Raw genomic sequence first — 24,179 nt, forward strand, 5'->3', positions numbered from 1 at the left:
GTCTGTAGATCATAACTTGGAGCGGGAGACGAGGCTCGAACTCGCGACCTCAACCTTGGCAAGGTTGCGCTCTACCAACTGAGCTACTCCCGCATTCTGCTGCTTTTGCCGTGCTATCTGCTGCCTTGTTACTGCAACTACACTCTTACTGCCACCGACGTCTCAAACTGCGTGCATCGGAGAAACGAGATTATGGAGAAACGACTGAAACGTGTCAACCCCTTTTGCCAATCTCTTTTACTGAACAGATTTCACTCATGCGTCAGCGAAGTTCGGACACGCCTGAGGCATCTCCGTGACGCCAATCAGGCCACACCGCTGCGTTCGCGAATCTGCGGCCATGCGAGCTTCATGTAGTAGAGCATCGACCAGATCGTCAGGAACGCGGCCAGATAGATGAGCCACAAGCCCCACACGCGCGTATCGACCACCACGCCGCCGCCAAACCGCAGCGGACCATAAAACAGCAGCATGGGAATCGCGACCATCTGACAAACGGTCTTGAACTTGCCGAGAGAATTGACCGCGACGCTCTTCGACGCGCCGATCTGCGCCATCCACTCGCGCAGCGCTGAAATCGCGATTTCGCGCCCGACGATCACGAGCGCAATCGCCGAATCGATTCGCGCGAGCTGCACGAGCACCAGCAATGCGGCGGTCACCATCAGTTTGTCGGCGACCGGATCGAGGAACGCGCCGAACGCCGAGGTCTGATTCCACTTGCGCGCCAGAAAACCGTCGAACCAGTCGGTCAACGCCGCGAGAATGAAGATCGTCGCGGCCGCCAGATTGCGGTGCGCGGGGCTCATCATCATGTCGGGCAGATAGAACACGCCGACGACGAGCGGAATCAGGACGATCCGCAGCCAGGTCAGGAAAATCGGGAAATTAAACGGCATGGGCAGGCGCAGCGTCTGACGAGTGAGATGCAATTGTGCCGTGTCACAGGGCCTGCCACAAGCAAAGCGGCGCGCGGCTCCTCGCACGCACGCCGCTTTGCAGGAAATCGGCAGGGAATCAGCACAGAATCGGCGGCCGGCCGGACCCGCCGCGCTCAGTGCAACTGACGGTAAATCTGTTCCGCGAGCGCCTGCGAAATACCTTCGACGCTCGCCAGATCTTCGACACTGGCCGCGACCACGCCGCGTAGTCCGCCAAAGCGCGCGAGCAGCCGTTGGCGCCGCTTTGCGCCCACGCCTTCGAGTTCTTCGAGCCGCGAGGTCTGGCGCGTTTTGCCGCGCTTCGCGCGCATGCCGGTAATGGCGAAGCGGTGCGCTTCGTCGCGGATCTGCGCGACCAGCATCAGCGCGGCGCTTTCCTTGCCGAGTTCGAGCGGCGCGCGGCCATCGGCGAAAATCAGCGTTTCGAGGCCGACCTTGCGTCCCTCGCCCTTCGCGACACCGACCAGCATGCCGGTATCGAGACCCAGTTCCGTGAACACCTGGCGCGCGATTTCGACCTGGCCCTTGCCGCCGTCGATCAGCACGATGGTCGGCAGGACGCCGCCGGCCGCGACCGGCTCAGCGGCGTCCGGCGCAAGCGACGGGTCCGCGGCCGCGTCGCTTTGCAGTTCGGCGGCTTCGTCGGCGGCATTCGCGGCGGCTTGCGCGACCATCTTCTCGTAGCGGCGCGTGAGCACCTGGCGCATCGCGGCGTAATCGTCGCCGGGCGTGATGCCGGTGATGTTGTAGCGGCGGTATTCCGAGGACTGCATCTTGTGATGGTGATACACCACGCACGAGGCCTGCGTCGCCTCGCCCATCGTGTGGCTGATGTCGAAGCATTCGATGCGCAGATGTGCAAGATCGTCGCACTCCATTCCGAGCGTGTCGGTGAGCGCGCGCGTGCGCGCCTGTTGCGAGCCCTGTTCCGAGAGCAGGCGCGCGAGCGCGAGCCGCGCGTTCTGCTCGGCCATGACGAGCCATGCGCGCCGCTGTCCTTGCGGCTGGCGCAGCACGGTCACCTTGTGGCCGGCCTGTTCGATCAGCACATCGACCAGTTCGCGTGTGGCAGGCGCGTGGCTGACCACCAGCACAGGCGGCACGCGATTGCCCAGGTAATGCTGGGCAATGAACGCTTCGAGAACTTCGGATTCGATGCCGCCGGTTGCGCGGCCTTTGCGTGGCTTTGCGGAGTCGGAGTCGGAGTCCGCTCCGGACCCGGCTTCTTCGGGTTCGCCGTCCTGTTCGTCCTCGTCCTCGTCCTCGTCCTGTTCGTCTTCCGGCGGCATATCTCGCGCGATCGCCAGAGCATCGGCGGTGTCGGCCGGCTCCGCCTCGCCACCTACCTCCTCTTCAGCGAGCGAGACGGGACCGGTAGCGGCATCGGCCAATCGCTCGTCGCCGTCTTCCAGTCCGCCTTCATCCACCGTCAACGCGCTTTCCACATGCGCCGGAAAATACGCTTTGTCGCCCAGATGCCGTCCGCCGCGCACCATCGCGAGATTCACGCAGACACGGCCGCCCAGCGCGACCACCGCGAGAATATCGACGTCGCTGTCGCTGCCGACTTCGATCGCCTGCTGATGCAGCACCGTCGACAGCGAACTCATCTGGTTGCGCACCGCCGCCGCCTGCTCGAACTTCAGCTCGCTCGCGAACGCGTGCATCTTCTGTTCGAGCTCGCTCATCACCTCGCCCTGGCGGCCGAGCAGAAAGCGCGAAGCGTTGGCAACGTCGCGCGCGTAATCTTCTTCGCTGATGGCCGCGACGCACGGCGCGGTACAGCGGCCGATCTGATGCAGCAGACACGGCCGCGTGCGGTTGTTGAACACGGAGTCTTCGCAGGTGCGCAACTGGAACACGCGCTGCAGGATCTGGATGCTCTCGCGCACCGCCCACGCACTGGGAAACGGACCGAAGTACTGATTCTTCCGATCCACCGCGCCACGGTAGTACGCCATGCGTGGAAACTTGTGCCCGGTGAGCTTGAGGTACGGATACGACTTGTCGTCGCGAAACAGAATGTTGTAACGCGGCGCGAGCGCCTTGATCAGATTGTTTTCGAGCAGAAGCGCTTCGGCCTCGGAGCGCGTGACGGTCGTCTCGACTCGCGCAATGCGCGTGACCATCATCGCGATGCGCGGCGACAGTTGCGTCTTCGTGAAGTAGCTCGAGACGCGCTTCTTCAGGTCGCGTGCCTTGCCCACGTAAAGCACCGCGCCGTGCGTATCGTAATAGCGATAGACGCCGGGCAGATGCGGCAGTTGGGTGAGCACTTTCTTCGGCTCGAAAACGTCGGTTGCTTCGGGTTCAGTCATGCAGAATCGGTTGGGTGGGACGGTGTTGCGAAGCCTTGCCCCGCGTGCCGCGCGCATGGTGAACCGGAGTATGCCTCACGCGCGCAATCGTGAACGGGTGCTTTAGAATCGCCAGTTTAGAACATTCCACGCGCGTTCGAACCCGGTTGCCTCAAATCAGGCCGGGCGTCGGCGGCAGCTGGCGGCACCGCGGCGCAGTGCGTCCAGATAGCCCGAACCGCGCCACCCTATCCATCCGTTCGAATCCGCGTTCCAGGCCACCATGTCTTCCGCCACGCCCCTTTCCGGCCACGCCCCTGACGCGTCCACGGCGATCGCCTGCGATATCTTCTGCGCGGTGATCGACAATTTCGGCGACATCGGCGTGTGCTGGCGACTTGCGCGCCAGCTCGCGAGCGAGCACGGCTGGCAGGTGCGCGTGTTCGTCGACGACCTGCATGCGTTTCAGAAGCTGTGCCCGTCGCTGTCGCTGGAGCGCGCTCGCCAGACGGTGAGCGGCATCGTCGTCGAGCACTGGCACGAGCCGGCCCATGCGGGCGACACGCTCGAAGTGGCCGACGTCGTGATCGAGGCGTTCGGCTGTGAACTGCCGCCCGTCTACGTCGCCGCGATGGCGGCGCGCGAGCGCACGCCTGTATGGCTCAATCTCGAATATCTGAGCGCCGAGGACTGGGTCGCGGATTTTCATCTGCGGCCGTCGCCGCACCCGCGCTATGCGCTGACCAAGACCTTCTTCTTCCCCGGCCTCGGGCAAGGCACCGGCGGCGTGCTGAAGGAGCGGCATCTCGACGGCGCGCGCGCGGCTTTCGAAGCGTCGCCCACGGCGCGCGAGGCGTGGTGGCGGCAAGCCACCGGCCACGCGCCGCCGCCTGCCGAGGCTACCGTCGTCTCGCTGTTCTCCTATGAAAATCCCGCCGTCGACAGCCTGCTCGAACAATGGCGCGACAGCGCCGGCCCGGTCGTGCTGCTGGTGCCCGAAGGCCGCATTTCGGGGGCGCTCGCGCGCTTCTTCGGCCTGCCTTCGTTCGCGGCGGGCGCGCACGCCGTACGTGGGAATCTCAGCGCACACGCGCTCGCTTTTACCGATCAGCCCGGCTACGACGCGCTGCTGTGGGCAAGCGACATCAATTTCGTGCGCGGCGAAGACTCGTTCGTGCGCGCCCAGTGGGCCGCCAAACCCTTCGTCTGGCACATCTACCCGCAAGCCGACGACGCCCATCTGCCGAAGCTCGACGCGGCGCTGGCGCACTACGCGCGCACCTTGCCCGCCGACGCGCGCGACGCCCTTGGGCGCTTCTGGCACGCGTGGAACGGCGCGGGCACGCCGGACTGGGCGCAATTGCAGCGTCACTTCCCGGCGCTCCGACGCCGTGCGGCCGAATGGGCGGACGAACTGGCACAAGTAGGCGACCTCGCCGGAAATCTGGCCTTGTTCGCAAAAACTCAGTTAAAATAAGCGGTTATCCAACGGCCGACGACGCAAGCGCGGCCCGACCGCAGCGGCGAAATCCGGCAATTCGCTTGACCGGCTCGCCTATCCCGCCTCGAAAGATGCGAGACAGTCCCCACATCAAGGTGTGAACGACAGAAATGTCGGACCAGGACGTATGTTGCGGACGGCGCCACTCGTGTACACGCCCGCACAGGGTAAAAAAGCAGGTAACGGATTGCCGGGAATGACACCGGCCGCAGGTTGCGGCCCGGAAGTCGGTCCCGGCGGCAAGCCGGCCACGCTTCGTTCGCAACCCGCCGGGCCGCTTCAGGCGGCGCGGCACGCTGAGCGAGGCGCCGAAGCCGCTTGCGCCGTATGCCGTTGAGCAAAAGTTGAAGCTACTTATTTCGTACAGGACAGTTTTATGAAGACCGCACAGGAACTCCGCACCGGTAACGTCGTGATGATCGGCGCAGACGCAATGGTTGTGCAGAAGGCCGAATACAACAAATCGGGCCGCAACTCCGCCGTCGTCAAGATGAAGTTCAAGAACCTGCTGACCGGCGCAGGCATGGAAAGCGTGTACAAGGCAGATGACAAGTTCGACGTCGTTGTGCTGGAACGCAAGGAAGTCACCTACTCGTACTTCGCTGACCCGATGTACGTGTTCATGGACGCCGACTACAACCAGTTCGAAGTCGAAAGCGAAATGATGGGCGACGCCCTTCATTACCTCGAAGACGGCATGGCTTGCGAAGTCGTGTTCTACAACGACAAGGCCATCTCGGTCGAACTGCCGACCACGCTGGTCCGCGAAATCATCTACACGGAACCGGCTGTCAAGGGCGATACGTCGTCGGGCAAGGTGTTGAAGAACGCCAAGCTGAACACCGGTTTCGAATTGCAGGTGCCGCTCTTCTGCAACATCGGCGACAAGATCGAAATCGACACGCGTACGCACGAGTACCGCAGCCGCGCTTAAGCGCCCTGCTCGCCTGAATCCAGCGCCGCAACAGCGGCGCCGAGAAAAAATTGGCAAAAAAAAGCGCCCGGCCTGGGCGCTTTTTCTTTTTCTTGCTGCCGTGTATGGTTGAGGAAAACTTTACCGGCGGTCTTCTCGGAATTGCACAACGACACCCCGAATCTCCCATGCCCTGTCCAGTAAATCGTTGATTAATCTGATTAAATCATGTTGGCACAGTCCATGCTCATCTCGAATATAGGCCGGTACGGCTTTATTTTCTTCAACCCGGGAGATGCGTCATGAATAACGACATCGCTGCAGGCAAGTGGAAGCAGATGGTTGGCAAAGCCAAGACCGCATGGGGCGAACTGACGGACGACGAACTGACCAAGGCCGAAGGTCGCGCCGACAAGCTTGCGGGCCTGATCCAGGAGCGCTACGGCAAGACGCGCGAACAGGCGGAACTCGAAGTGCGCCGTTTTTTCGATAGCAACCGGGATTTCTGACAGCCCGAGTGAAGGAAATACAGGTGCCCGCCCAGGCTTGCAAGACGTCGGGAAGGGCTCCGCAGTGTGAGTGATAACACAAAGGACCAGAAGTACTTGAATCGAATCGCCGCCTGCTGCGCGATGCCGGACGTACCGCACAGTCAGCTCGCAGTCCGGCCGCTCCCGCACCGCGCCAGCCAAGGCTGCACACGTGGCGCTGATTCGCTCCACAGTACCGGCCAGCATCGCGCCCGTGGCGCGCGCCAACGTATCGGCGCAGCGCATTGGGTCTCCCATCCATCTAAAAAATTGCGCTCGCCATGCCACACGCCCTGATTGTTGAAGACGATCCAAACAGCCTGTCAGGCCTTTCCGCGATCCTCGCCGCCGACGGCTTCTCCGTCGACACGGCCACCACCATCGCGGAGGCCCGGACCGCATTGACGCGCTTCATTCCAGACGTCGTCCTGGTCGACCTGAATCTGCCGGACGGCAGCGGGCTCGATGTCCTGCAGCATCTGCCGGCGCATCCGCCCGGCGGCGACCTGCCCGTGATCGTGATGACGGGTAACGCGACCGTGGAAAGCGCGATCGAAGGTCTACGGCACGGCATCTGGGACTACCTTCTGAAGCCGGTGAATATTCCCCGCTTGCGCAGTCTGCTCGCGCGCATTCCACGTCCGTATGAACTGACCGAAGAAGTGCAGACGCTACGCGCGTCGCTGCGTCAGCTCGGCCGTTTCGGTTCCATGCTCGGCCGCAGCAGCGCGATTCAGCATGTCTACGACACGATCGAGCATATTGCGCCGACGGAAGCCGCCGTGCTGATTTCCGGCGAGGTCGGCACCGGCAAGCAGATGGCGGCGCGGACCATGCACGACATGAGCCGCCGTCGCAAAGGTCCGTTCGTCACGTTCGATTGCCGGACCGCCGGCAACCTGGGCGCGCATCGCTCGCTCGACAGCCTGCTGTTCGGTCACGAACGCGGCGCGTTTAGCGGCGCCGAGCAGCGCGAGCCGGGCCTGTTCGAACAGGCGAGCGGCGGTACGCTGTTCATCGACGAAATCGCCGACTTGCCGCGCGACCAGCAGGAAGCGCTGTTGCGTGCGCTCGATTCGCAGACCTTCATGCGCGTCGGCGGTACGAATCAGGTCGTGACGGACTTCCGGCTGATCGCCTCGACGCGCAAGGTGCCGCGCGCGGCGGTGGCCGACGGCAGCCTGCACGAAGACCTGGCGCTGCGCCTCGAAGCAGCCGCCGTGACGCTGCCGCCGCTGCGGGAGCGCGGCGAAGATCCGGCGCTGATCGCCCAGGCGATCGTCGACGAACTGAATCACGAGGGGACCACGCGCGGCACGCTGGAAACCGCCAAGCAGGTCGCGCCGAATTTTCTGCGCGAGTGTCTCGCGTATGAATGGCCGGGCAACGTGCGCGAGTTGCACGACCGCGTGCGGCGCGCGTATCAGGCGTCCGGCGACGTGCTGGAGTCGCTGCGCGCCGACGAGGCGGGCTCGGCGAACGGCCGCGATCTGAACGGCAGCCGTGTGCAGGTCACGGTGGGCACGCCGCTCGCGGATGTCGAGGAAATGCTGATTCGCGCCACGCTGGATGCGGTGGGCGGTACGCGTCACCGGGCGGCGTCGCTGCTCGGCATCAGTCCGAAGACGCTGTACAACAAGCTGCAACGCATGCGCTTGAACTGAGTGCTGGTCCGGCCGCTCGAGGATCGAGCCTCGCACGGTTAAAAAAACGGCACCTTGAAATGAAGGTGCCGTTTTTTCTGCCCGCCTGTTTCTCTGTCGCTTCAGCAACTCAGGCAAACGCGCTCCGTAACAACGCCTGCGCCTGCAGGTATTGCGGCTCGGCGACCAGCTTGCTCCACTTCAAGGCTTTGCCGCGCGGCCGCATGCGCTTGAGCCGCCGCTGCGATTCCTTCGAAGGCGTGAAGCGCAGCGCATCCAGCACCTTCTCCGCTTCGTCCGGCTGGTTGCAGATCAGCACCATGTCGCAGCCGGCTTGCAGCGCGGCGGTGGCGCCCTCGGTCAGCGTGCCGCCCTGGCGCGCGGCTTCCATGGAAAGATCGTCGCTGAAAATCGCGCCTTCGAAGCGCAGCTTGTTGCGCAGAATGTCCTGCAACCAGATGCGCGAAAAACCCGCCGGCTTCGAATCGACTTTCGGATAAACCACGTGCGCGGGAATGACCGATCCCAACGACAAACCGAGCCAGTCATAAGGCGCAGCATCGTCGCGCAGGATTTCGTCGAGCGAACGGTCGTCGATCGGCATGGCGACGTGCGAATCCGCCTGCGCGAAACCGTGCCCCGGAAAGTGCTTGCCGCAATTGCTCATGCCGGCCAGCGCGAGTCCGTGATTGAGGCTCTTCGCGAGCAAGGTCACCACGCGCGGATCACGGTGGAACGAACGGTCGCCGATCACCTGCGACTGCCCGTAGTTCAGGTCGAGCACCGGCGTAAAGCTCATGTCGATACCGCACGCGCGCAACTCCGCCGCGAGAATGTAGCCGACAGCCGTCGTCACTTTGGTGGCGTGCAGCACATCGCTGTCCCACAACGTGCCGAGCTTGCCCATTGCCGGCAGCACGGTGAAGCCGTCGGTACGAAAGCGCTGCACGCGGCCGCCTTCGTGATCGACCGCAATCAGCAGGTCCTCGCGGATCGCGCGGATCGAATCGGTCAATGCGATCAGTTGCGCGCGGCTCTCGTAGTGGCGCGCAAACAGGATCACACCGCCGGTCATGGGATGGGCAAGGCGGCGCTTGTCGTCGTCGTTCAGCGTTTTGCCGACCACGTCGAGCATCACCGGTCCGGGAATGGTTTTCATCGATTTCCGCTGGAAAAAAGCCTGAAGCAAAGGAAGACGCGGCCGGCGTGCGCCGCGTTCAAAGTATTTTTTATCCGGCGGCGCCGGGGGCCGCTGCTTGCGTTGATGACGCTGATGGCGCCGTCTCCACCGCTTCCGCGATCACGAACGACACCGCGTAATCACGCTCGTCGCTGACGGTGACGCGCGCCGTGATGCCGCGCGCGTCGAGCCATTCGGCCAGCTCGCCGGACGCGACCACCATCGGTTCGCCGCTCGGCTTGTTGAGCGTTTGCAGCGCGCGCCACGTCATCGGCCAGCGCATGCCGAGGCCGATCGCTTTCGAGAACGCTTCCTTCGCCGAGAACCGGGTGGCGAGAAATGCGAGCCCGCGCGCCGCCGAGCGGGCGTGCCGCGCGTGATAGACGCGCAGTTCATCCGGACCGAGCACCTTTTCGGCGAAGCGGCCATTGGTGCGCGTCATGACCGCGGCCACGCGGCTGACCTGAACAATATCCGTACCGATGCCGTAGATCGCCATGCGCGAGATCGCCGCCTCAGGTTGCATCAGGAGCGTGCGCCGAGACGCGCGGCGACCATGATCGCCTTCATCTCGCGTACCGCGTTGTCCCAGCCGGCGAAGATCGCGTGCGCGACGATCGCGTGGCCGATATTCAGTTCGTCGATGCCCTCGATCGCGGCAATCTGCTGGACGTTCGTATAGTGCAGACCGTGGCCCGCATTGACCTTGATGCCGAGCGTCCTGCCGAATTCGACGGCGTGCACGACGCGCTCGAATTCGCGCTGCTGTTCGGCGGGATCGTGCGCTTCGGCGTAGCGGCCGGTGTGCAGTTCGATCACCGGCGCGCCGGCTTCGTGCGCGGCGCGAATCTGCGTTTCGTCCGGATCGATAAAGAGCGACACGCGCGAATTCGCTTCAGCGAGCTGCCTGCACGCGGCACGCACGGCTTCGAACTGGCCGGCGACGTCGAGGCCGCCTTCCGTGGTCAGTTCCTGACGCTTTTCCGGCACGAGGCAGACGTCGTGCGGCTGCACTTCGCAGGCGATGTCGAGCATTTCCCGAGTGACCGCGCACTCGAGATTCATGCGCGTCTTCAGAAGTGGGCGCAGCTTGCGCACGTCGGCGTCGACGATATGACGGCGGTCTTCACGCAGATGCAGCGTGATGACGTCGGCGCCGGCCTCTTCGGCCATCAACGCAGCACGGATCGGATCGGGATACGAGGTGCCGCGCGCGTTGCGCAGCGTGGCGACGTGATCGATGTTCACGCCCAGGTCAATCACATTCGGCGACGTAAGAAAGAAGCTCATAAGTTCTGCAGGTCGATCAGGATCTGGCGCGTCGCGAGCGGCGTGCCGCCAAGGTAAGTGTTGAGCAGAAAGCGCATCAGCGTTTTGCTTTGCGCCACGGTCTGCGCTCGATGGTAATCGTCCTGTTCCATGTCGAGCAAGGTTTGCCCGGCGATTACCGGCCATTGCGCGGGCAGATCGTCGGCGGCTTCACGTACGCCGCGCTCGGGGTCGAACACGTAGCGGCCTTCGGCCAGCACCGCTTTGCGCGCGACGGTGCGGTCCAGCGCCATCGCGTAGCCGGTTTCGCGCAACAGCACGCGCTCGAACGAACGCAGCACCTGCACAGGCGGCTCGTCGTGCGCGAGACGCGTCATCGTGACGACGTAGTGATGGAACAGTTGCGGATGCGGGTCTTCGCGCGCGCAGAACTTGACCAGCAGTTCGTTGACGTAGAAGCCGCACAGCAGCGCACCGCCGGTGAGCGGCAACATGCCGCCGACCCACTCGGCGCCGGTCAGCGTGCGCACTTCGGATTTGCCCGACCATGACAGCGCGAGCGGCTGGAAGGTCTGCAACACGCCGCGCAGCGCGGAGTGCGGACGCTTCGCGCCCTTCGCGACGAGCGCGAGACGGCCATGATCGCGCGAGAGCACGTCGATGATCAGACTGGTCTCGCGATACGGATAGCTGTGGAGAACGAAGGCGGGTTGCTCTGCGATCCGGTAGTCGGATGCGGGGGTGCGCGGCGCGCGGCGGCCCGGCGTTTTACGCGGCTCGCCTTCGGCGCCTTGAGCACTTTTGGCCGATGAAGATTTTCTGGTGCTACGAGCAGGTTTGGACGCGGGTTTGGACAGATCGCGTGCCGGCGCGGCCGGCTCCGGGTCGTCCGGGTCGGCGTCGGAATTCAGCGTCATCCACGCGTCATTCGTACCCATACGCACGGAGCCCGGCTTCGTTGTCGGCCCAGCCGCTCTTCACCTTGATGAAGGTTTCCAGATACACCGGACCGTCGAACAGCTTTTCCATGTCGAGGCGCGCTTCGGTGCTGATCTGCTTCAGCTTCGCACCCTTCTGGCCGATGATCATCGCCTTGTGCGTGTCGCGGTCCACCATGATGGTCGCGAAGATACGGCGCAGGCGCCCTTCGGTTTCGAACTTGTCGATCAGCACGGTGCTCGTGTACGGCAGTTCGTCGCCGGTCCAGCGGAACACTTTCTCGCGCAGGATTTCCGCAGCCAGGAACCGCTCGCTGCGATCGGTCAGGTCGTCTTCGCCGTAGATCGGCGCGCCTTCCGGCAGGAACGGCTTGACGGTCGCCATCAGGCGCTTGATGTCGTCGGGATGTTTCGCCGACAGCGGCACGATCTCGGCGAACTTGTGCAGCGCGCTGACCTGCTGCATGAACGGGAACAGCGAGTCCTTATCGGACACGCGATCGAGCTTGTTCGCGATCAGCAGCGTGGGCACCGACGGCGGAATCAGGTCGAGCACTTTCTGGTCGTCCGGGCCGAAACGGCCGGCTTCGATCACGAACAGGATCGCATCCACGGAAGTCAGCGTGGACGTGACCGCGCGATTGAGCGAACGGTTCAGCGCGCCGCTGTGCTTCGTCTGAAAGCCGGGCGTGTCGACGAAAATGTATTGCGCGTCTTCGAGCGTATGAATGCCCGTGATGCGATGGCGCGTGGTCTGCGCCTTGCGCGACGTGATACTGACTTTCTGGCCGACCAGCGCGTTCATCAGCGTGGATTTGCCGACGTTGGGGCGGCCGACGATCGCGACCATGCCGCAGCGAAAACCAGTGGGAGTGGGAGCGTTCATATTCGGGCTACGGCAAGTTCAGATCGACACGCGCAATGGGCGCGCCGATGGCAATCAATGGCCCGCGTCGGCGACGCGCGTTTGCACCGCGTCGGCTACGCCGGGTTCGTGTTCGGTCGGCGCGGCTGCGCCCGCTGCAGGCGCGGCTGCGCCAGGCGTGGCCTCGCGGTTGCGAAGTTTGTCGACGCCGCGCGCGGCAGCGGCTTCCGGTTTGGCTTCGGCCACTTTGGCTTCGGCCGCTCTGGTTTCGGTCGTTTTCGCGTCCGCAGGCTTTGTATCGGGTTTTTCAGCGGACTTCTCGGCGGGTTTATCCGCCGCTGCCGCTCCGGCTTTATCCGTGGACCTGTCGCCCGTGTGGGCGGCCGGCTTCTCTGCTTTCTCGGCCTTGTCGGCGCGTTCGGCTTTGTCCTGCCCGCTGTACTCCACGTGCGCGGCGCGAATCACGGCCAACGGTGCGGCTGCGAGGCCCAGCATGGGGCGCTCGCCTGCCGGCTCGGCCGTGGCCGCCGCGCGGGCTTCACCGCGCCCCGCTCCACGCTCGCTCTTGCGATCCGGGCTGCGCAAATCCAGCGCGGCTTGCACGCCAGTGACGCCGGGCACGATCTCCGGCTCGACGTTCTTCGCCGCGCGGGCACTTTTCGAGCGCTTGGGTTTGGCGACCATAGCGGGCGCCGCGGCCATGACCTCGTCGAGCGCTTTCTTGGCGGCCGCCTGCTCCGCGGCGCGCCGGCTCGCGCCGGAGCCGGAGACTTTCACCTCCAGCTTCGGCACCGTGCATTCGACTTCGAATTGCTGATTGTGCGCCGCACCATGTGTAGCCACGACCGTGTAAGTAGGCAGCGCGATCTTGTGGCCCTGCAAATACTCCTGGAGCAGCGTCTTGGCGTCCTTGCCAAGCGTGCGCGGGTCGATGTGATCGAGAATCGGCACGTAAAGACGCTTGATGACCGTTTGGGCGGCCTCGAAGCCGCCGTCGAGGAACACCGCGCCCAGCACGGCTTCGAGCGTGTCAGCGAGGATCGAGGGGCGGCGGAAGCCGCCGCTGCGCAACTCGCCTTCGCCCAGCCGCAAGCCCTCCGAAATATTGAGGGCCTGAGCAATTTCGTAGAGCGACTGCTGTTTGACCAGATTGGCACGGACGCGCGACAGGTCACCCTCGTCCAGTTTGCCGAAGCGTTGGAACAAAAGCGCAGCCACCGCGCAATTCAGAACGGAGTCGCCAAGAAATTCGAGCCGTTCGTTATGCGTGGAACTGTGACTGCGGTGCGTTAAAGCCTGGCGCAGCAATTCCGCATTGCGAAATTCGTAGCGCAGACGGCTTTCCAACGGAGATAGGGGCATGGGCAGAGTATAACGCGGGCGCCTGACCCGGCGAAAACGCGGGACGGCCAGCGGAAAAAGCGTGGTGAAGCGAGGTTACCGCAGGATTTTAAAGTAGCGTGACAACACGCCGCGGTTCGTGTGACCTCCGTGAAGGTCCACTGCGGGCCAACCGCGCGGCGTGTCGTGCAATCAACGCATATGAACTCAGTTGAATGAGCCGATGCGTTTCAGATTGCTGAAGTTCATCCAGATAAAAAACGCGCGGCCGACGACATTGGCATCCGGAGCAAAACCCCAGTAACGGCTATCCGCGCTGTTATCGCGGTTGTCGCCCATCATGAAGTAATTGCCCGGCGGCACCTTGCAGATCACGCCGCGTGCGTTGTACGTGCAGTTGTCGCGATACGGATAATCTTCCGCGCCGACGATGAACGGCGGCACGGCGGGATTGTTCAGAATTGCGTTCTTGCGGCCGTCGAGATCTTCTTCGAACTGCTTCGCGTAGCCCATGCGCTCGTCGTCGAGATAATCGGGCAGCGGCGTTTCAGGTACCGGCTTGCCGTTGATCGTGAGCTGCTTGTCCTGATATGCGACGGTGTCGCCCGGCAGGCCGATCACACGCTTGATGTAGTCGACCGATTCGTCTTTCGGGTAGCGGAACACCACCACGTCGCCGCGCTGAAGCGGACGGCCCTCGGTGATCTTCGTGTTGCTGATCGGCAGACGGATGCCATAGTCGAATTTATTGACGAGGATGAAGTCGCCCACCAGCAGCGTCGGCACCATCGAGCCCGAAGGAATCTTGAACGGCTCGACAACGAACGAGCGCACCACGAACACCACCAGAATCACCGGGAAAAAGCTCGCCGAATATTCGAGCCACCACGGTTGACGCAGCTTGTCGTCACGCAGACGCGCACGCGTCTGTGCCGCGTTCTCGTCGGCGAAACGCTCGCCGATTCGTGCCTGCTGGCGGTCGAACTCGTCGACCGCGGCTTGCGCCGCGCGGCGCCGTTGCGGCATGAAAACCAGTTTGTCTGCGACCCATGCGACGCCCGTCAAAATGACGAGCACAAAAAGAATCAGCGCAAAATTCATAGGGTTCCGTTGTTCGTCTTATTTGTCTTCGACACGCAGAATGGCGAGGAAAGCCTCTTGCGGAATCTCGACCGATCCCACCTGCTTCATTCGCTTTTTGCCTGCCTTTTGCTTTTCCAGCAGCTTCTTCTTACGAGAAATGTCGCCGCCGTAGCATTTTGCCAGCACGTTCTTACGCAACGCTTTAATGTTTTCGCGCGCAATAATGTTCGCGCCGATGGTGGCCTGAATCGCCACGTCGTACATCTGACGCGGAATCAATTCGCGCATTTTCGACGCCACTTCGCGGCCGCGATACTGGCTTTGCGACCGGTGCACGATGACCGACAGCGCGTCGACCTTGTCGCCGTTGATCAGCATGTCGACCTTCACCACGTCTGCCGCGCGATATTCCTTGAACTCGTAATCCATCGACGCGTAGCCGCGCGAGATCGACTTCAGACGGTCGAAGAAATCGAGCACGACTTCGCCCATCGGGATCTCGTAGGTCAACTGCACCTGACGGCCGTGATACTGCATGTTGATCTGCGTGCCGCGCTTTTGCGTGCACAGCGTGATCACCGAGCCGACATAGTCTTGCGGCATGTACAGATTCACGGTGACGATCGGCTCGCGCACTTCTTCGATCTTCGACGGTTCCGGCATCTTGGCCGGATTCTCGACCATGATGGTCGTGCCGTCGCGCTGCAGGACTTCGTACACCACGGTCGGCGCCGTGGTGATCAGGTCCATGTCGAATTCGCGTTCGAGACGTTCCTGCACGATCTCCATGTGCAGCAGACCGAGGAAGCCGCAACGGAAACCGAAACCGAGCGCCTGCGACACTTCCGGCTCGTACATCAGCGAGGCGTCGTTCAGCTTCAGCTTTTCCAGCGAATCGCGCAGCGCGTCGTACTGGTTCGCTTCGACCGGATAGAGACCGGCGAACACCTGCGGCTTCACTTCCTTGAAGCCCGGCAGCGGCTCGGCGGCCGGACGGTTCACCAGCGTGACGGTGTCGCCCACCTTCGCCGCGGCCAGTTCCTTGATGCCGGCGATGATGAAGCCCACCTGCCCGGCCGACAGCGATTCGAGATTCTTCGACTTCGGCGTGAACACGCCGATATGTTCGACCGGATACTGCGCGCCGGTCGCCATCATGCGGATCTTGTCCTTGGGACGCAGCGTGCCGTTGACGATACGCACCAGCATCACGACGCCGACGTAGTTGTCGAACCACGAATCGATGATCAGCGCCTGCAACGGCGCTTCCGGATCGCCCTTGGGCGGCGGCACTTTGGCGACCAATGCTTCGAGCACGTCTTCGACGCCGAGGCCCGTCTTCGCGCTGCAGCGCGTGGCGTCGGTTGCGTCGATGCCGATCACGTCTTCGATTTCGGCGATCGCATTTTCGGGGTTGGCCGCCGGCAGGTCGATCTTGTTGAGCACCGGAATCACGTCGACGCCGAGTTCGATTGCCGTGTAGCAGTTGGCCACGGTTTGCGCCTCGACGCCCTGGCTCGCGTCGACGACCAGCAGCGCGCCTTCGCATGCGGACAGCGAGCGGCTGACTTCGTACGAGAAGTCGACGTGGCCCGGCGTGTCGATCATGTTCAGGTTGTAGACTTGCCCATCACGGGCCTTGTATGTCAGTGCGGCGGTTTGTGCCTTGATGGTGATGCCGCGCTCGCGTTCGAGGTCCATCGAATCGAGCACTTGGGATTCCATCTCGCGGTCGGACAGGCCGCCGCAGATCTGGATAATGCGATCGGCGAGCGTCGACTTGCCATGGTCGATGTGCGCAATGATCGAGAAGTTACGAATATGATCCATTCAGTACCGATCAAGCGAAAAAGGCGCGCTCGGACAATAGCGGAGCACGCCTTGTAAGTAGGTGAAAAACCTATCTATTTTAGCCGAAAAGGCTATCGCCCGGCGCATCTTGCGAAGCTCGGGCGGAAAAGACGGCTCAGCAACTATCTTGCATGGGACCAGAGCAAGGCGCCGACGCGTCAACTCTGGTGGAGGGGAAACGAGTGAAACCCGGCGTGGATGGCGCAGCCTCCCTGCTGCGTTCAAGCCCTTCTTGAGCCAGGCTCAGGATGCTGCGGCGAGCCGGGCGACGAGCGCGGCACGAACCCGCGCCGCGTCCACGTGATAGTGACACAGCTCGACGCCGTCACAGACCAGAACCGGCACCCGTTCGTTGTAGCGGGCTTCCAGCGTGGGATCGGTGTCGACGTCCACCACTTCCACCGTAGCGCCGAATTCGGCCAGCAAGGGTGCGAGCGCGGTGCGCATGTCGTCGCAAAGATGGCACCACGCGCGCCCGTAGAGCGTGAGCGGTGCCGCCTTCGTCATTTCTGGACGCTGCGCGGGCGGATCGGCACGAACTGCGTGTTATCGCCGCGGCGAACCAGCAGTGCCACCATCTTCTGCGAATCGAGGTGCGAACTCACGTCGTCGAACTGCTTCGCGCTCGTGATGTCCGTGTCGCCCACCCGCAGAATGATGTCGCCCTTTTGCAGGCCGACACGCGCGGCCGGACCGTCCACGGCGTCGATCTGCACGCCGTTGCGCAGCTTGAGCGCCTTCAGTTGATCGGCAGGGATATCGCTGACAGCCACACCCAGCACGTTCGTGGCGCGCTGCTTCGGCACCGGCGGCTTCTTCTGATCCGCCTTGACCGTCTTGTCCGGCTGCATTTCGGCGATCGTCACCGGCAGATCGCGTGTCTGGCCCTTGCGCCAGATCGTGATCGTCGATCTGGTGCCCGGCTTCGTGTCGCCGACCATGCGCGGCAGGTCCGTCGCGGTGTCGACCGGATGGCCGTTGAACTTCAGGATGATGTCGCCCGGCTGCACGCCGGCTTTGTCCGCCGGGCCGCCCGGTTCGACGCTGCTGACCAGCGCGCCTTGCGCCTTCGGCAAGCCGAGCGAGTCGGCCACGTCTTTGGTCACTTCGCCGATCGCCACGGCGATCCGGCCGCGCACGACCTTGCCCGACGCTTTCAACTGGTCGGCCACGCGCATTGCCTCGTCGATCGGAATCGCGAACGAAATGCCCATGAAACCGCCGGTGCGGCTATAGATCTGCGAGTTGATGCCGATCACTTCGCCCTGCATATTGATCAGCGGACCGCCCGAGTTGCCCGGATTGACGGCCACGTCGGTCTGGATGAACGGCAGATAGTCGCCCGTGTCGCGCCCCTTGGCGCTGACGATGCCGGCCGTCACCGTGTTCTCCAGCCCGAACGGCGAGCCGATCGCGACCACCCACTCGCCCACGCGAACCTTGTTCGAGTCGCCGATCGTAATGGTCGGCAGATTGGCGGCACTGATCTTCACGACGGCCACGTCGGTGCGATCGTCCACGCCGATCAGCTTCGCCTTGAATTCGCGCTTGTCGGTGAGCGTGACGTAAATGGTGTCCGCGTCGTCGATGACGTGCGCGTTGGTCATTACGTAGCCGTCCGCCGACAGGATAAAGCCCGAGCCGACGCCGCTGTTCTGTTCCTGATCGCTGTTGTCCGGCGAATCCTGGCTGCCGCCGCTACCGCCGTTGTCGCCGCCGCCGCGGGGCGAGCCCGGTGAACCCGGGGATTGGGGCGACTGCGGCAACGGAATGCCGAAGAAGCGGCGGAAAAACTCCGACATATCGCCGTCGTCCATGCCCGGCGGCAAACCGCTACGGGCACCGCTGTTCGACACGCGCGTGGTCGTGCGAATGTTGACGACCGCCGGCCCGACCTTGTCAACCAGGTCAGTGAAGTCGGGCAGATTGGCGGCGGCGGGAGCGGCCGACGCCATATGCGGCACGAGCGGCAAACACGCCGCTACCACCGCGGCCGCGAGGAATTTGCGCACCGAGAAAGTCGTCATATCGTAGCAAGCCGAGGGATTCAGGATTCGGGGGATTACTTCGGAGCTTTGTATTCTATGGCAGACGCAAATTGCTGCAATGTGGTCTGAGGCACTTCACCAAGCAGAGTAATCCAGAAGTCGCCGCGACGCTTGACGAGCACGTGCGTTGCGCCGCTGCTGCCCGCCCCTTCCTTGCGCGTGTTGTTCTCGACCGGCTCGACGAACACCGAAATGGCCGCGAGGCCGTCCGAGAACACCGCCTGATCCACCGGAATGGTCGGCTGGCCCGGATCGCGCGCAGCCATAGGACGGCGCAGTTCACGAATTTTGCGGAAGCCCGACACCGTCGGCGTGATCTGCCAGCCTTGCGCGGCCATGTCAACCGGCTCGACCGGCGGATGCACCACGGTCCACCCCGCCATATTACGAATACCGTTGACGATGCCGGCCTTGTCCACCGGCACGCCAATGCGAATCTGCGAAAACGACAGCTGCTCCAGCACCTGACCGCTCGGGTCGAGCGTCTGGGCACGCAGCAGAAGGCCGGTTTTCTTGTCAGCCCACAGCTTGTAGGCGAAGCGATAGGCGTCTTTCGGATCGAGCTCGATCACCTGGCTGTCGACACCGGCGACACGGTCGTCGCCAAGCAGCCTGGGTTGATAGACCGACAGCACCTGTTCGCCGCTCACGGCCAGCAACGCGGGGAACGAGTCCTTGTTCTGGCGCTTCTCGACAACGCACAGATGCCGCTCCGGCACGAACGTGTAGAGCTCTTCGTTATGGCGCAGCATTTTGCGCGGCTTGCCGTCGAGGCTTTCGAGCTGCTCGAATTCGCCGTCTGTACGCGTGGCATAGTGCGCAATGCGCGACGTCTGGACGAAATTGCCGCGCTGGTAGACGAACGCGCCCTCGTAATTTTGCTGCTGCGCGGCCTGATGGATGCGATCGAGCAGATCCGCGGCCGTGCGACGGGCGACGAGCGGATCGTCGGTTTGTGCAAAGACCCGCGGTGTGGCGGACAGCAATACGGCTGCGCAGAACAGAAATGCCGGCAGCCGCCCCCAGATAGTCGTTTTATTCAACCGCGGAGTCTGCATCAAACTATTGGCCTTGCGTAGAAACAGCGGCAGCGCGAATCAGCGGCATGGAGCCCGGCATGACCGGTTGCTGCGCGAATTGCTGGTGAGCTTCCAGATACTGGTCGAGACTCGCGTCGCGAATAATGTTGGCGTCTTGCGCGACCGGCTGCACGGTGGCCGCCGGCACCGAAGCCATAGCCACGCGCTGCAGCGCGTCGCCATGCGACTGGACCGACGCGAGTTGCGCCGTGCCCGGGCCGCCTGGCACGCCTTGCAGTTGCGGCACGACGATCCACGTCAGCGTGGCGGCCGCGGCTGCGACGGCAAAGGCCGGCACGACACGGCGACGCAGCGCCAGCAAACGGCGTGCGACCGGCATGGCGGTGGGCGCCAGCACGTGCGGCTCGTTGTCGAAGCGCGCGGCAAAACCGTTCAGGAAAGCGCTGCTCGTCGCCGGGCTGACCGCCAGATCGTCGGAACGCAGGGCGTCGCCGATCAGGTGATAGCTCGACCAGGCGGCGCGATCATGGCCGTCCAGTCCGGAAAGAAACGCGTCCAGATTCAGATGCTCTTCGCCGACCAGTTCACCGTCGACAAAAGCGGACAGACGCTCGCCGCGCGAGCTGGCTTGCAATTGCATCGAGACCGACCCCATGATGCTCCCCATCTTACAAATACCCCGTAGTGACACCACTAATCCAGATATCGCACCCGCGCCCCGCCCGGCAGGCTGGTCGTTCACCAGCGCTTGCCTTCAGGTGTGTCAAGTAACGGACGCAATTTTGCCGCAATGGCTTCGCGAGCACGGAAAATTCGTGATCTGACTGTGCCGATTGGGCAACCCATCATCTCAGCGATTTCCTCGTAGCTCAAACCTTCAATTTCACGAAGAGTAATGGCGGTGCGCAACTCTTCCGGTAAAACCGCCATCGCAGCATTGACCGTCTCAGCGATCTGCTTGCTCATCAACATCGACTCAGGCGTGTTGATATCCCTTAGTTGGTCCGCGTCCGAGAAAGTTTCAGCTTCTTCAGCATCTGCTTCGGTCGAGGTCGGCGCGCGCCGCCCTTGGGTCGCAAGGTAGTTCTTTGCCGTGTTGACGGCAATCCGGTACAACCACGTATAAAAGGCCGACTCCCCGCGAAACTGCGGCAACGCCCGGTACGCCTTGATAAAGGCGTCCTGAGCGACGTCTTCCACCTCGGCGGGGTCCCGCACGAGGCGTGAGATCAGCCGGAGGATCTTGCGGTGGTATTTGGAGACCAGAAGCTCGAACGCGGCCTTGTCGCCCTTCTGGACGCGCTCGACCAGCACCTGATCAATTTCTTTTTCGCTCACCTGATAAATCCGTTAACTATAGGGCGCATGGCGGGGGACCATTGTAGCGTTCCCGTCATCCGGGCACGTTACGCCGGTAACAGCGGTTACAGTCGTTACAGTCAGGCGCCGGCGCTACGTCTGCCCAACACCGCCAGTTCGCGGAAAATGGGGGCCGGGAGTGCATCGGCGGCGAGCAGTAAAGTGCGCGAACGGCCCCGCTCCGGCATCAGCGCCAGAATCAGCAAGCGGCCGCTCCACTGCGAACAGCCGGCAATGCGCCCTTGCGCCAGCAACGCGCCCGTCCGGCCCCAGGCGGATAACCCGTCCGGCCCGATTTTCAGCGCGACGGGTTGCGCACGCAGATACTGGAGCGCGCAAAGCACGAGCCACGCCCATACAGCGAGCGTCAACGGGACCGCTTGCCACGTGCCCAGATGCGACGCGAGGCAAGCAAAGACGGCCGATGTCGCAGTCAGAACGAAAACCCCCAATGCCGCCCACATGGCGACGGAGCGCCGCAGCGCAATGCGCTGCGGCGCTCCGTCGGGCGTTGCCGATTCAGGGGAGCGCGCCGGCCGACCCGGCGCCTTCGACTGGCGCGTCACCAACTATCAGGCGATCAGGCGCGTTTGAAGACCAGCGTGCCGTTCGTGCCGCCGAACCCGAACGAGTTCTTCAGCGCGACGTCGATCTTCATCTCCCGCGCGGTATTGGCGCAGTAATCCAGATCACAGGCCGGATCCTGGTTGAAGATGTTGATCGTCGGCGGCGACACCTGATGATGCACGGCCAGCACGGTAAACACCGACTCCAGACCGCCGGCGCCGCCCAGCAGGTGCCCGGTCATCGACTTGGTCGAGTTCACGACCATGTCTTTGGCATGATCGCCAAAGGCGCGCTTGATGCCGGTGGTTTCCGCCAGGTCGCCGAGCGGCGTGGACGTGCCATGCGCGTTCAGATAATTCACCTGATCGAGGTTGATGCCTGCGTTCTTCAACGCCGCCAGCATGCAGCGGCGCGCGCCGTCGCCGTCTTCCAGCGGGGCGGTCATGTGATAGGCGTCGCCGCTCATCCCATAGCCGCTGACTTCGGCGTAAATCTTCGCGCCGCGTGCCTTCGCGTGCTCGTACTCTTCGAGCACCATGACGCCGGCGCCCTCGCCCAGCACGAAACCGTCGCGATCCTTGTCCCACGGACGGCTCGCCGTGGCCGGATCGTCATTGCGTTGCGACAGCGCGCGCGCCGCCGCAAAGCCGCCGACGCCGAGCGGCGATACGGTCGATTCTGCACCACCCGCGATCATCACGTCCGCGTCGCCGTATTCGATCAGGCGCGACGCCTCGCCGATACAGTGCAGGCCCGTGGTACAGGCCGTGACGATAGCCAGATTCGGACCCTTGATGCCGAACTTGATCGACAGATGGCCGGAGATCATGTTGATGATCGACGCCGGCACGAAGAACGGCGAAATACGGCGCGGGCCGCGATTGAGCAGTTCGGTTTGCGTCACTTCGATCATCGGCAAGCCGCCGATGCCCGAACCAACCACCACGCCGATACGCTCCGAATTCTCGTCGGTGACTTCGAGGCCGCTGTCCTGCATCGCCTGGATGCCTGCAGCCACGCCGTAGTGGATAAACGTATCCATGTGGCGCGCTTCCTTACCGGGGATGTAGTCCTCGATATTGAAGCCCTTCACCTCGCCGGCAAAACGAGTCGAAAAGTTCGACGCATCGAACTTCGTGATATTGGCAATACCCGACTTGCCGGCGACCAGATTGGCCCAGCCGTCGGCAACATTATTGCCAACAGGCGAAATCAGCCCCAGGCCTGTAACAACAACACGACGGCGGCTCACGGTAACCCCTTTTTCATAGATGACAAAAGCAAAAGCCACAGCGGCCACAGGAATGTGCCCTGTGTGCCCTGTGGCTGTTAAGCGCCCCCACGCCCGGTGCTTCGCACCAAGCCACCCCGACGGGTGAAATCCCCCAAAAGGACTTCCTGCGGGGCGGAAAACGCGGGGCGGCCCGGCGTTTTCCTGAAAGTCGGCAATCGCGCGAAAAGTTGCGCTGTCAACATCGCTGGCTCCTGCACGGCGAAAGGCACGGCAAAAAGCGCCAACCCTGCTGGCGTCGGCAACCGACACGGCAGGGCGTCATACGCCGCCAACGCAGAAACGCAGGCGCGAATGACCTTAGGCCTTGACGTTTGCGCGAGCGTAGTCGATCGCTTGCTGAACGGTAGTGATCTTCTCGGCTTCTTCATCCGGAATTTCCATGCCGAATTCGTCTTCGAGGGCCATCACGAGTTCAACGGTGTCGAGCGAGTCGGCGCCGAGGTCGTTCACGAACGAAGCTTCGTTCTTGATCTCAGCTTCTGCAACGCCCAGTTGTTCTGCGACGATCTTCTTGACGCGCTGTTCGATATTGTCCATTACCCCTCCAAGGGAAAAGAAGTTCAAAAATACAGGTGCGCGCATTTTATCAGGTTTGACCCGGCAAAAAAGCGGCGCATCGGGTTGCTGTCAAGGCATGCGCCTTACGCATTTACAAACGCATCAAGGCGCGGATAGTAACCGAATTTGGTTACGACATGTACATTCCGCCGTTCACATGCAATGTCGTGCCCGTGATGTAGCCGGCTTGCGGCGACGCCAGAAAGGCCACGGCGTGCGCGATGTCTTCCGGGCTGCCGAGACGCCCCAGCGGAATCTGCGTCTTCAGCGCCGTTTGCTGTTCTTCCGGCAAGGTCCTGGTCATGTCGGTATCGATGAAACCCGGCGCGACGCAATTCACCGTGATGCCGCGACTGCCGATCTCGCGTGCAAGCGCGCGGGTCATGCCCGCCACACCCGCTTTCGCGGCGGCGTAATTGACTTGCCCCGGGTTGCCGGCCGAACCGACCACGGATGTGATGTTGATGATGCGGCCACCCTTCGCCTTCATCATGGGACGCAGCACTGCGCGCGACAGGCGGAACACCGATTTGAGGTTGGTGTCGATCACCGCGTCCCAATCGTCGTCCTTCATGCGCATGGCGAGTTGATCCTGCGTGATGCCGGCGTTATTCACCAGCACATGCAACGCGCCGAATTCCTTCACCGTACCGTCGATCAGCGCTTCCGCTGCGGCCGCGTCGTTCACGTTAAGCACTGCGCCTCGGCCGCTCGCACCGGCTGCGTTAAATGCTTCGCTGATGGCGGCCGCGCCGCTTTCGCTGGTTGCCGTGCCGATCACCGTCGCGCCCTGGCGCGCCAGTTCCAATGCGATTGCTCGCCCAATACCGCGCGAAGCGCCGGTCACGATTGCGATCTGCTTGTCGAGAGTCTTTTCCATCTGTCAGTCCGGATGCCCTTCGGAGGGCTGATTGATTCTTGATGCGCAGTCCTGACGCCGCCGCGAAGCGCCTGCTGCCAG

The 24,179-nt window shown here is 63.0% G+C and carries 23 protein-coding genes and 1 tRNA gene; 4 read left to right on the top strand and 20 right to left on the bottom strand.

Annotated features, from left to right (window positions below):
• Positions 1-17 precede the first annotated feature (17 nt).
• The 3 genes from BXE_RS16470 to uvrC all read right to left on the bottom strand — a co-directional run bounded on the left by BXE_RS16470 (position 18) and on the right by uvrC (position 3,259).
• A tRNA-Gly gene (locus tag BXE_RS16470) sits at positions 18-93 on the bottom strand.
• Between the two features lie 212 nt (positions 94-305).
• Positions 306-899: a CDP-diacylglycerol--glycerol-3-phosphate 3-phosphatidyltransferase gene (gene pgsA, locus BXE_RS16475; RefSeq protein ID WP_038457506.1), complete on the bottom strand. Its 594-nt coding sequence runs from the start codon at positions 897-899 to the stop codon at positions 306-308.
• Between the two features lie 155 nt (positions 900-1,054).
• Complete coding sequence (uvrC, locus tag BXE_RS16480; RefSeq protein WP_038457504.1) at positions 1,055-3,259, bottom strand: excinuclease ABC subunit UvrC; 2,205 nt, start codon at positions 3,257-3,259, stop codon at positions 1,055-1,057.
• Positions 3,260-3,521: 262 nt separating this feature from the next.
• On the opposite strand from uvrC, the gene earP reads away from it, so the two are divergent.
• The 4 genes from earP (at position 3,522) to BXE_RS16500 (ending at position 7,846) form a co-directional block, all read left to right on the top strand.
• The gene (gene earP / locus BXE_RS16485) at positions 3,522-4,715 is read left to right on the top strand and encodes an elongation factor P maturation arginine rhamnosyltransferase EarP (RefSeq protein WP_011489375.1); all 1,194 of its coding nucleotides are present in this window, start codon (positions 3,522-3,524) and stop codon (positions 4,713-4,715) included.
• Positions 4,716-5,115: 400 nt separating this feature from the next.
• Positions 5,116-5,673, top strand: a complete 558-nt coding sequence (gene efp / locus BXE_RS16490; protein ID WP_011489376.1) for an elongation factor P — start codon at positions 5,116-5,118, stop codon at positions 5,671-5,673.
• 281 nt (positions 5,674-5,954) lie between these two features.
• Positions 5,955-6,161, top strand: a complete 207-nt coding sequence (locus tag BXE_RS16495) for a CsbD family protein (RefSeq protein WP_011489377.1) — start codon at positions 5,955-5,957, stop codon at positions 6,159-6,161.
• A gap of 302 nt (positions 6,162-6,463) precedes the next feature.
• Complete coding sequence (locus BXE_RS16500) at positions 6,464-7,846, top strand: sigma-54-dependent transcriptional regulator (protein ID WP_011489378.1); 1,383 nt, start codon at positions 6,464-6,466, stop codon at positions 7,844-7,846.
• A gap of 109 nt (positions 7,847-7,955) precedes the next feature.
• Here the strand turns inward: BXE_RS16500 and nagZ are convergent, their stop codons facing one another.
• The 17 genes from nagZ to fabG form a co-directional block, all read right to left on the bottom strand.
• Positions 7,956-8,984, bottom strand: a complete 1,029-nt coding sequence (gene nagZ / locus BXE_RS16505) for a beta-N-acetylhexosaminidase (protein WP_011489379.1) — start codon at positions 8,982-8,984, stop codon at positions 7,956-7,958.
• 70 nt (positions 8,985-9,054) lie between these two features.
• Positions 9,055-9,504 carry a holo-ACP synthase gene (gene acpS, locus BXE_RS16510; protein ID WP_038458624.1) on the bottom strand — a complete coding sequence of 150 codons (450 nt, stop codon included), beginning with the start codon at positions 9,502-9,504 and terminating at the stop codon, positions 9,055-9,057.
• Between the two features lie 26 nt (positions 9,505-9,530).
• Positions 9,531-10,295: a pyridoxine 5'-phosphate synthase gene (gene pdxJ, locus BXE_RS16515; protein ID WP_011489381.1), complete on the bottom strand. Its 765-nt coding sequence runs from the start codon at positions 10,293-10,295 to the stop codon at positions 9,531-9,533.
• A complete protein-coding gene (recO, locus tag BXE_RS16520) occupies positions 10,292-11,212 on the bottom strand; it encodes a DNA repair protein RecO (protein ID WP_011489382.1) in 921 nt (306 codons plus the stop codon). The genes pdxJ and recO overlap by 4 nt, the downstream gene beginning before the upstream one ends.
• Entirely contained in the window at positions 11,199-12,098 is a 900-nt protein-coding gene (gene era, locus BXE_RS16525) for a GTPase Era (RefSeq protein ID WP_011489383.1), read from the bottom strand. Before era ends, recO begins: the two co-directional genes overlap by 14 nt.
• Positions 12,099-12,152: 54 nt before the next feature.
• A complete protein-coding gene (rnc, locus tag BXE_RS16530) occupies positions 12,153-13,439 on the bottom strand; it encodes a ribonuclease III (RefSeq protein ID WP_011489384.1) in 1,287 nt (428 codons plus the stop codon).
• A 186-nt stretch (positions 13,440-13,625) separates the two neighbouring features.
• A complete protein-coding gene (gene lepB / locus BXE_RS16535) occupies positions 13,626-14,519 on the bottom strand; it encodes a signal peptidase I (RefSeq protein WP_011489385.1) in 894 nt (297 codons plus the stop codon).
• An 18-nt stretch (positions 14,520-14,537) separates the two neighbouring features.
• Positions 14,538-16,331: a translation elongation factor 4 gene (lepA, locus tag BXE_RS16540; protein WP_011489386.1), complete on the bottom strand. Its 1,794-nt coding sequence runs from the start codon at positions 16,329-16,331 to the stop codon at positions 14,538-14,540.
• Between the two features lie 264 nt (positions 16,332-16,595).
• On the bottom strand, positions 16,596-16,859 hold the full coding sequence (locus tag BXE_RS16545) for a glutaredoxin family protein (protein ID WP_011489387.1): 264 nt from the start codon (positions 16,857-16,859) through the stop codon (positions 16,596-16,598).
• A complete protein-coding gene (locus BXE_RS16550; RefSeq protein WP_011489388.1) occupies positions 16,856-18,379 on the bottom strand; it encodes a DegQ family serine endoprotease in 1,524 nt (507 codons plus the stop codon). The genes BXE_RS16545 and BXE_RS16550 overlap by 4 nt, the downstream gene beginning before the upstream one ends.
• Before the next feature lie 35 nt (positions 18,380-18,414).
• Positions 18,415-19,458, bottom strand: a complete 1,044-nt coding sequence (locus BXE_RS16555; RefSeq protein WP_011489389.1) for a MucB/RseB C-terminal domain-containing protein — start codon at positions 19,456-19,458, stop codon at positions 18,415-18,417.
• A 4-nt stretch (positions 19,459-19,462) separates the two neighbouring features.
• Positions 19,463-20,095 (bottom strand): sigma-E factor negative regulatory protein, encoded by a 633-nt coding sequence (locus BXE_RS16560; RefSeq protein ID WP_038458616.1) that lies wholly within the window; start codon positions 20,093-20,095, stop codon positions 19,463-19,465.
• Positions 20,096-20,178: 83 nt separating this feature from the next.
• A complete protein-coding gene (rpoE, locus tag BXE_RS16565; protein ID WP_006051939.1) occupies positions 20,179-20,778 on the bottom strand; it encodes an RNA polymerase sigma factor RpoE in 600 nt (199 codons plus the stop codon).
• Between the two features lie 101 nt (positions 20,779-20,879).
• Positions 20,880-21,365, bottom strand: coding sequence for a protein YgfX (locus BXE_RS16570; protein WP_233518770.1), 486 nt, complete (start codon positions 21,363-21,365; stop codon positions 20,880-20,882).
• Positions 21,366-21,379: 14 nt separating this feature from the next.
• Positions 21,380-22,618 carry a beta-ketoacyl-ACP synthase II gene (gene fabF, locus BXE_RS16575; RefSeq protein ID WP_038458611.1) on the bottom strand — a complete coding sequence of 413 codons (1,239 nt, stop codon included), beginning with the start codon at positions 22,616-22,618 and terminating at the stop codon, positions 21,380-21,382.
• A 339-nt stretch (positions 22,619-22,957) separates the two neighbouring features.
• On the bottom strand, positions 22,958-23,197 hold the full coding sequence (gene acpP, locus BXE_RS16580; protein WP_004197638.1) for an acyl carrier protein: 240 nt from the start codon (positions 23,195-23,197) through the stop codon (positions 22,958-22,960).
• Between the two features lie 151 nt (positions 23,198-23,348).
• Entirely contained in the window at positions 23,349-24,098 is a 750-nt protein-coding gene (gene fabG / locus BXE_RS16585) for a 3-oxoacyl-ACP reductase FabG (RefSeq protein WP_011489393.1), read from the bottom strand.
• Positions 24,099-24,179 lie beyond the last annotated feature (81 nt).

Source organism: Paraburkholderia xenovorans LB400 (genome assembly GCF_000013645.1).
GTDB lineage: Bacteria > Pseudomonadota > Gammaproteobacteria > Burkholderiales > Burkholderiaceae > Paraburkholderia > Paraburkholderia xenovorans.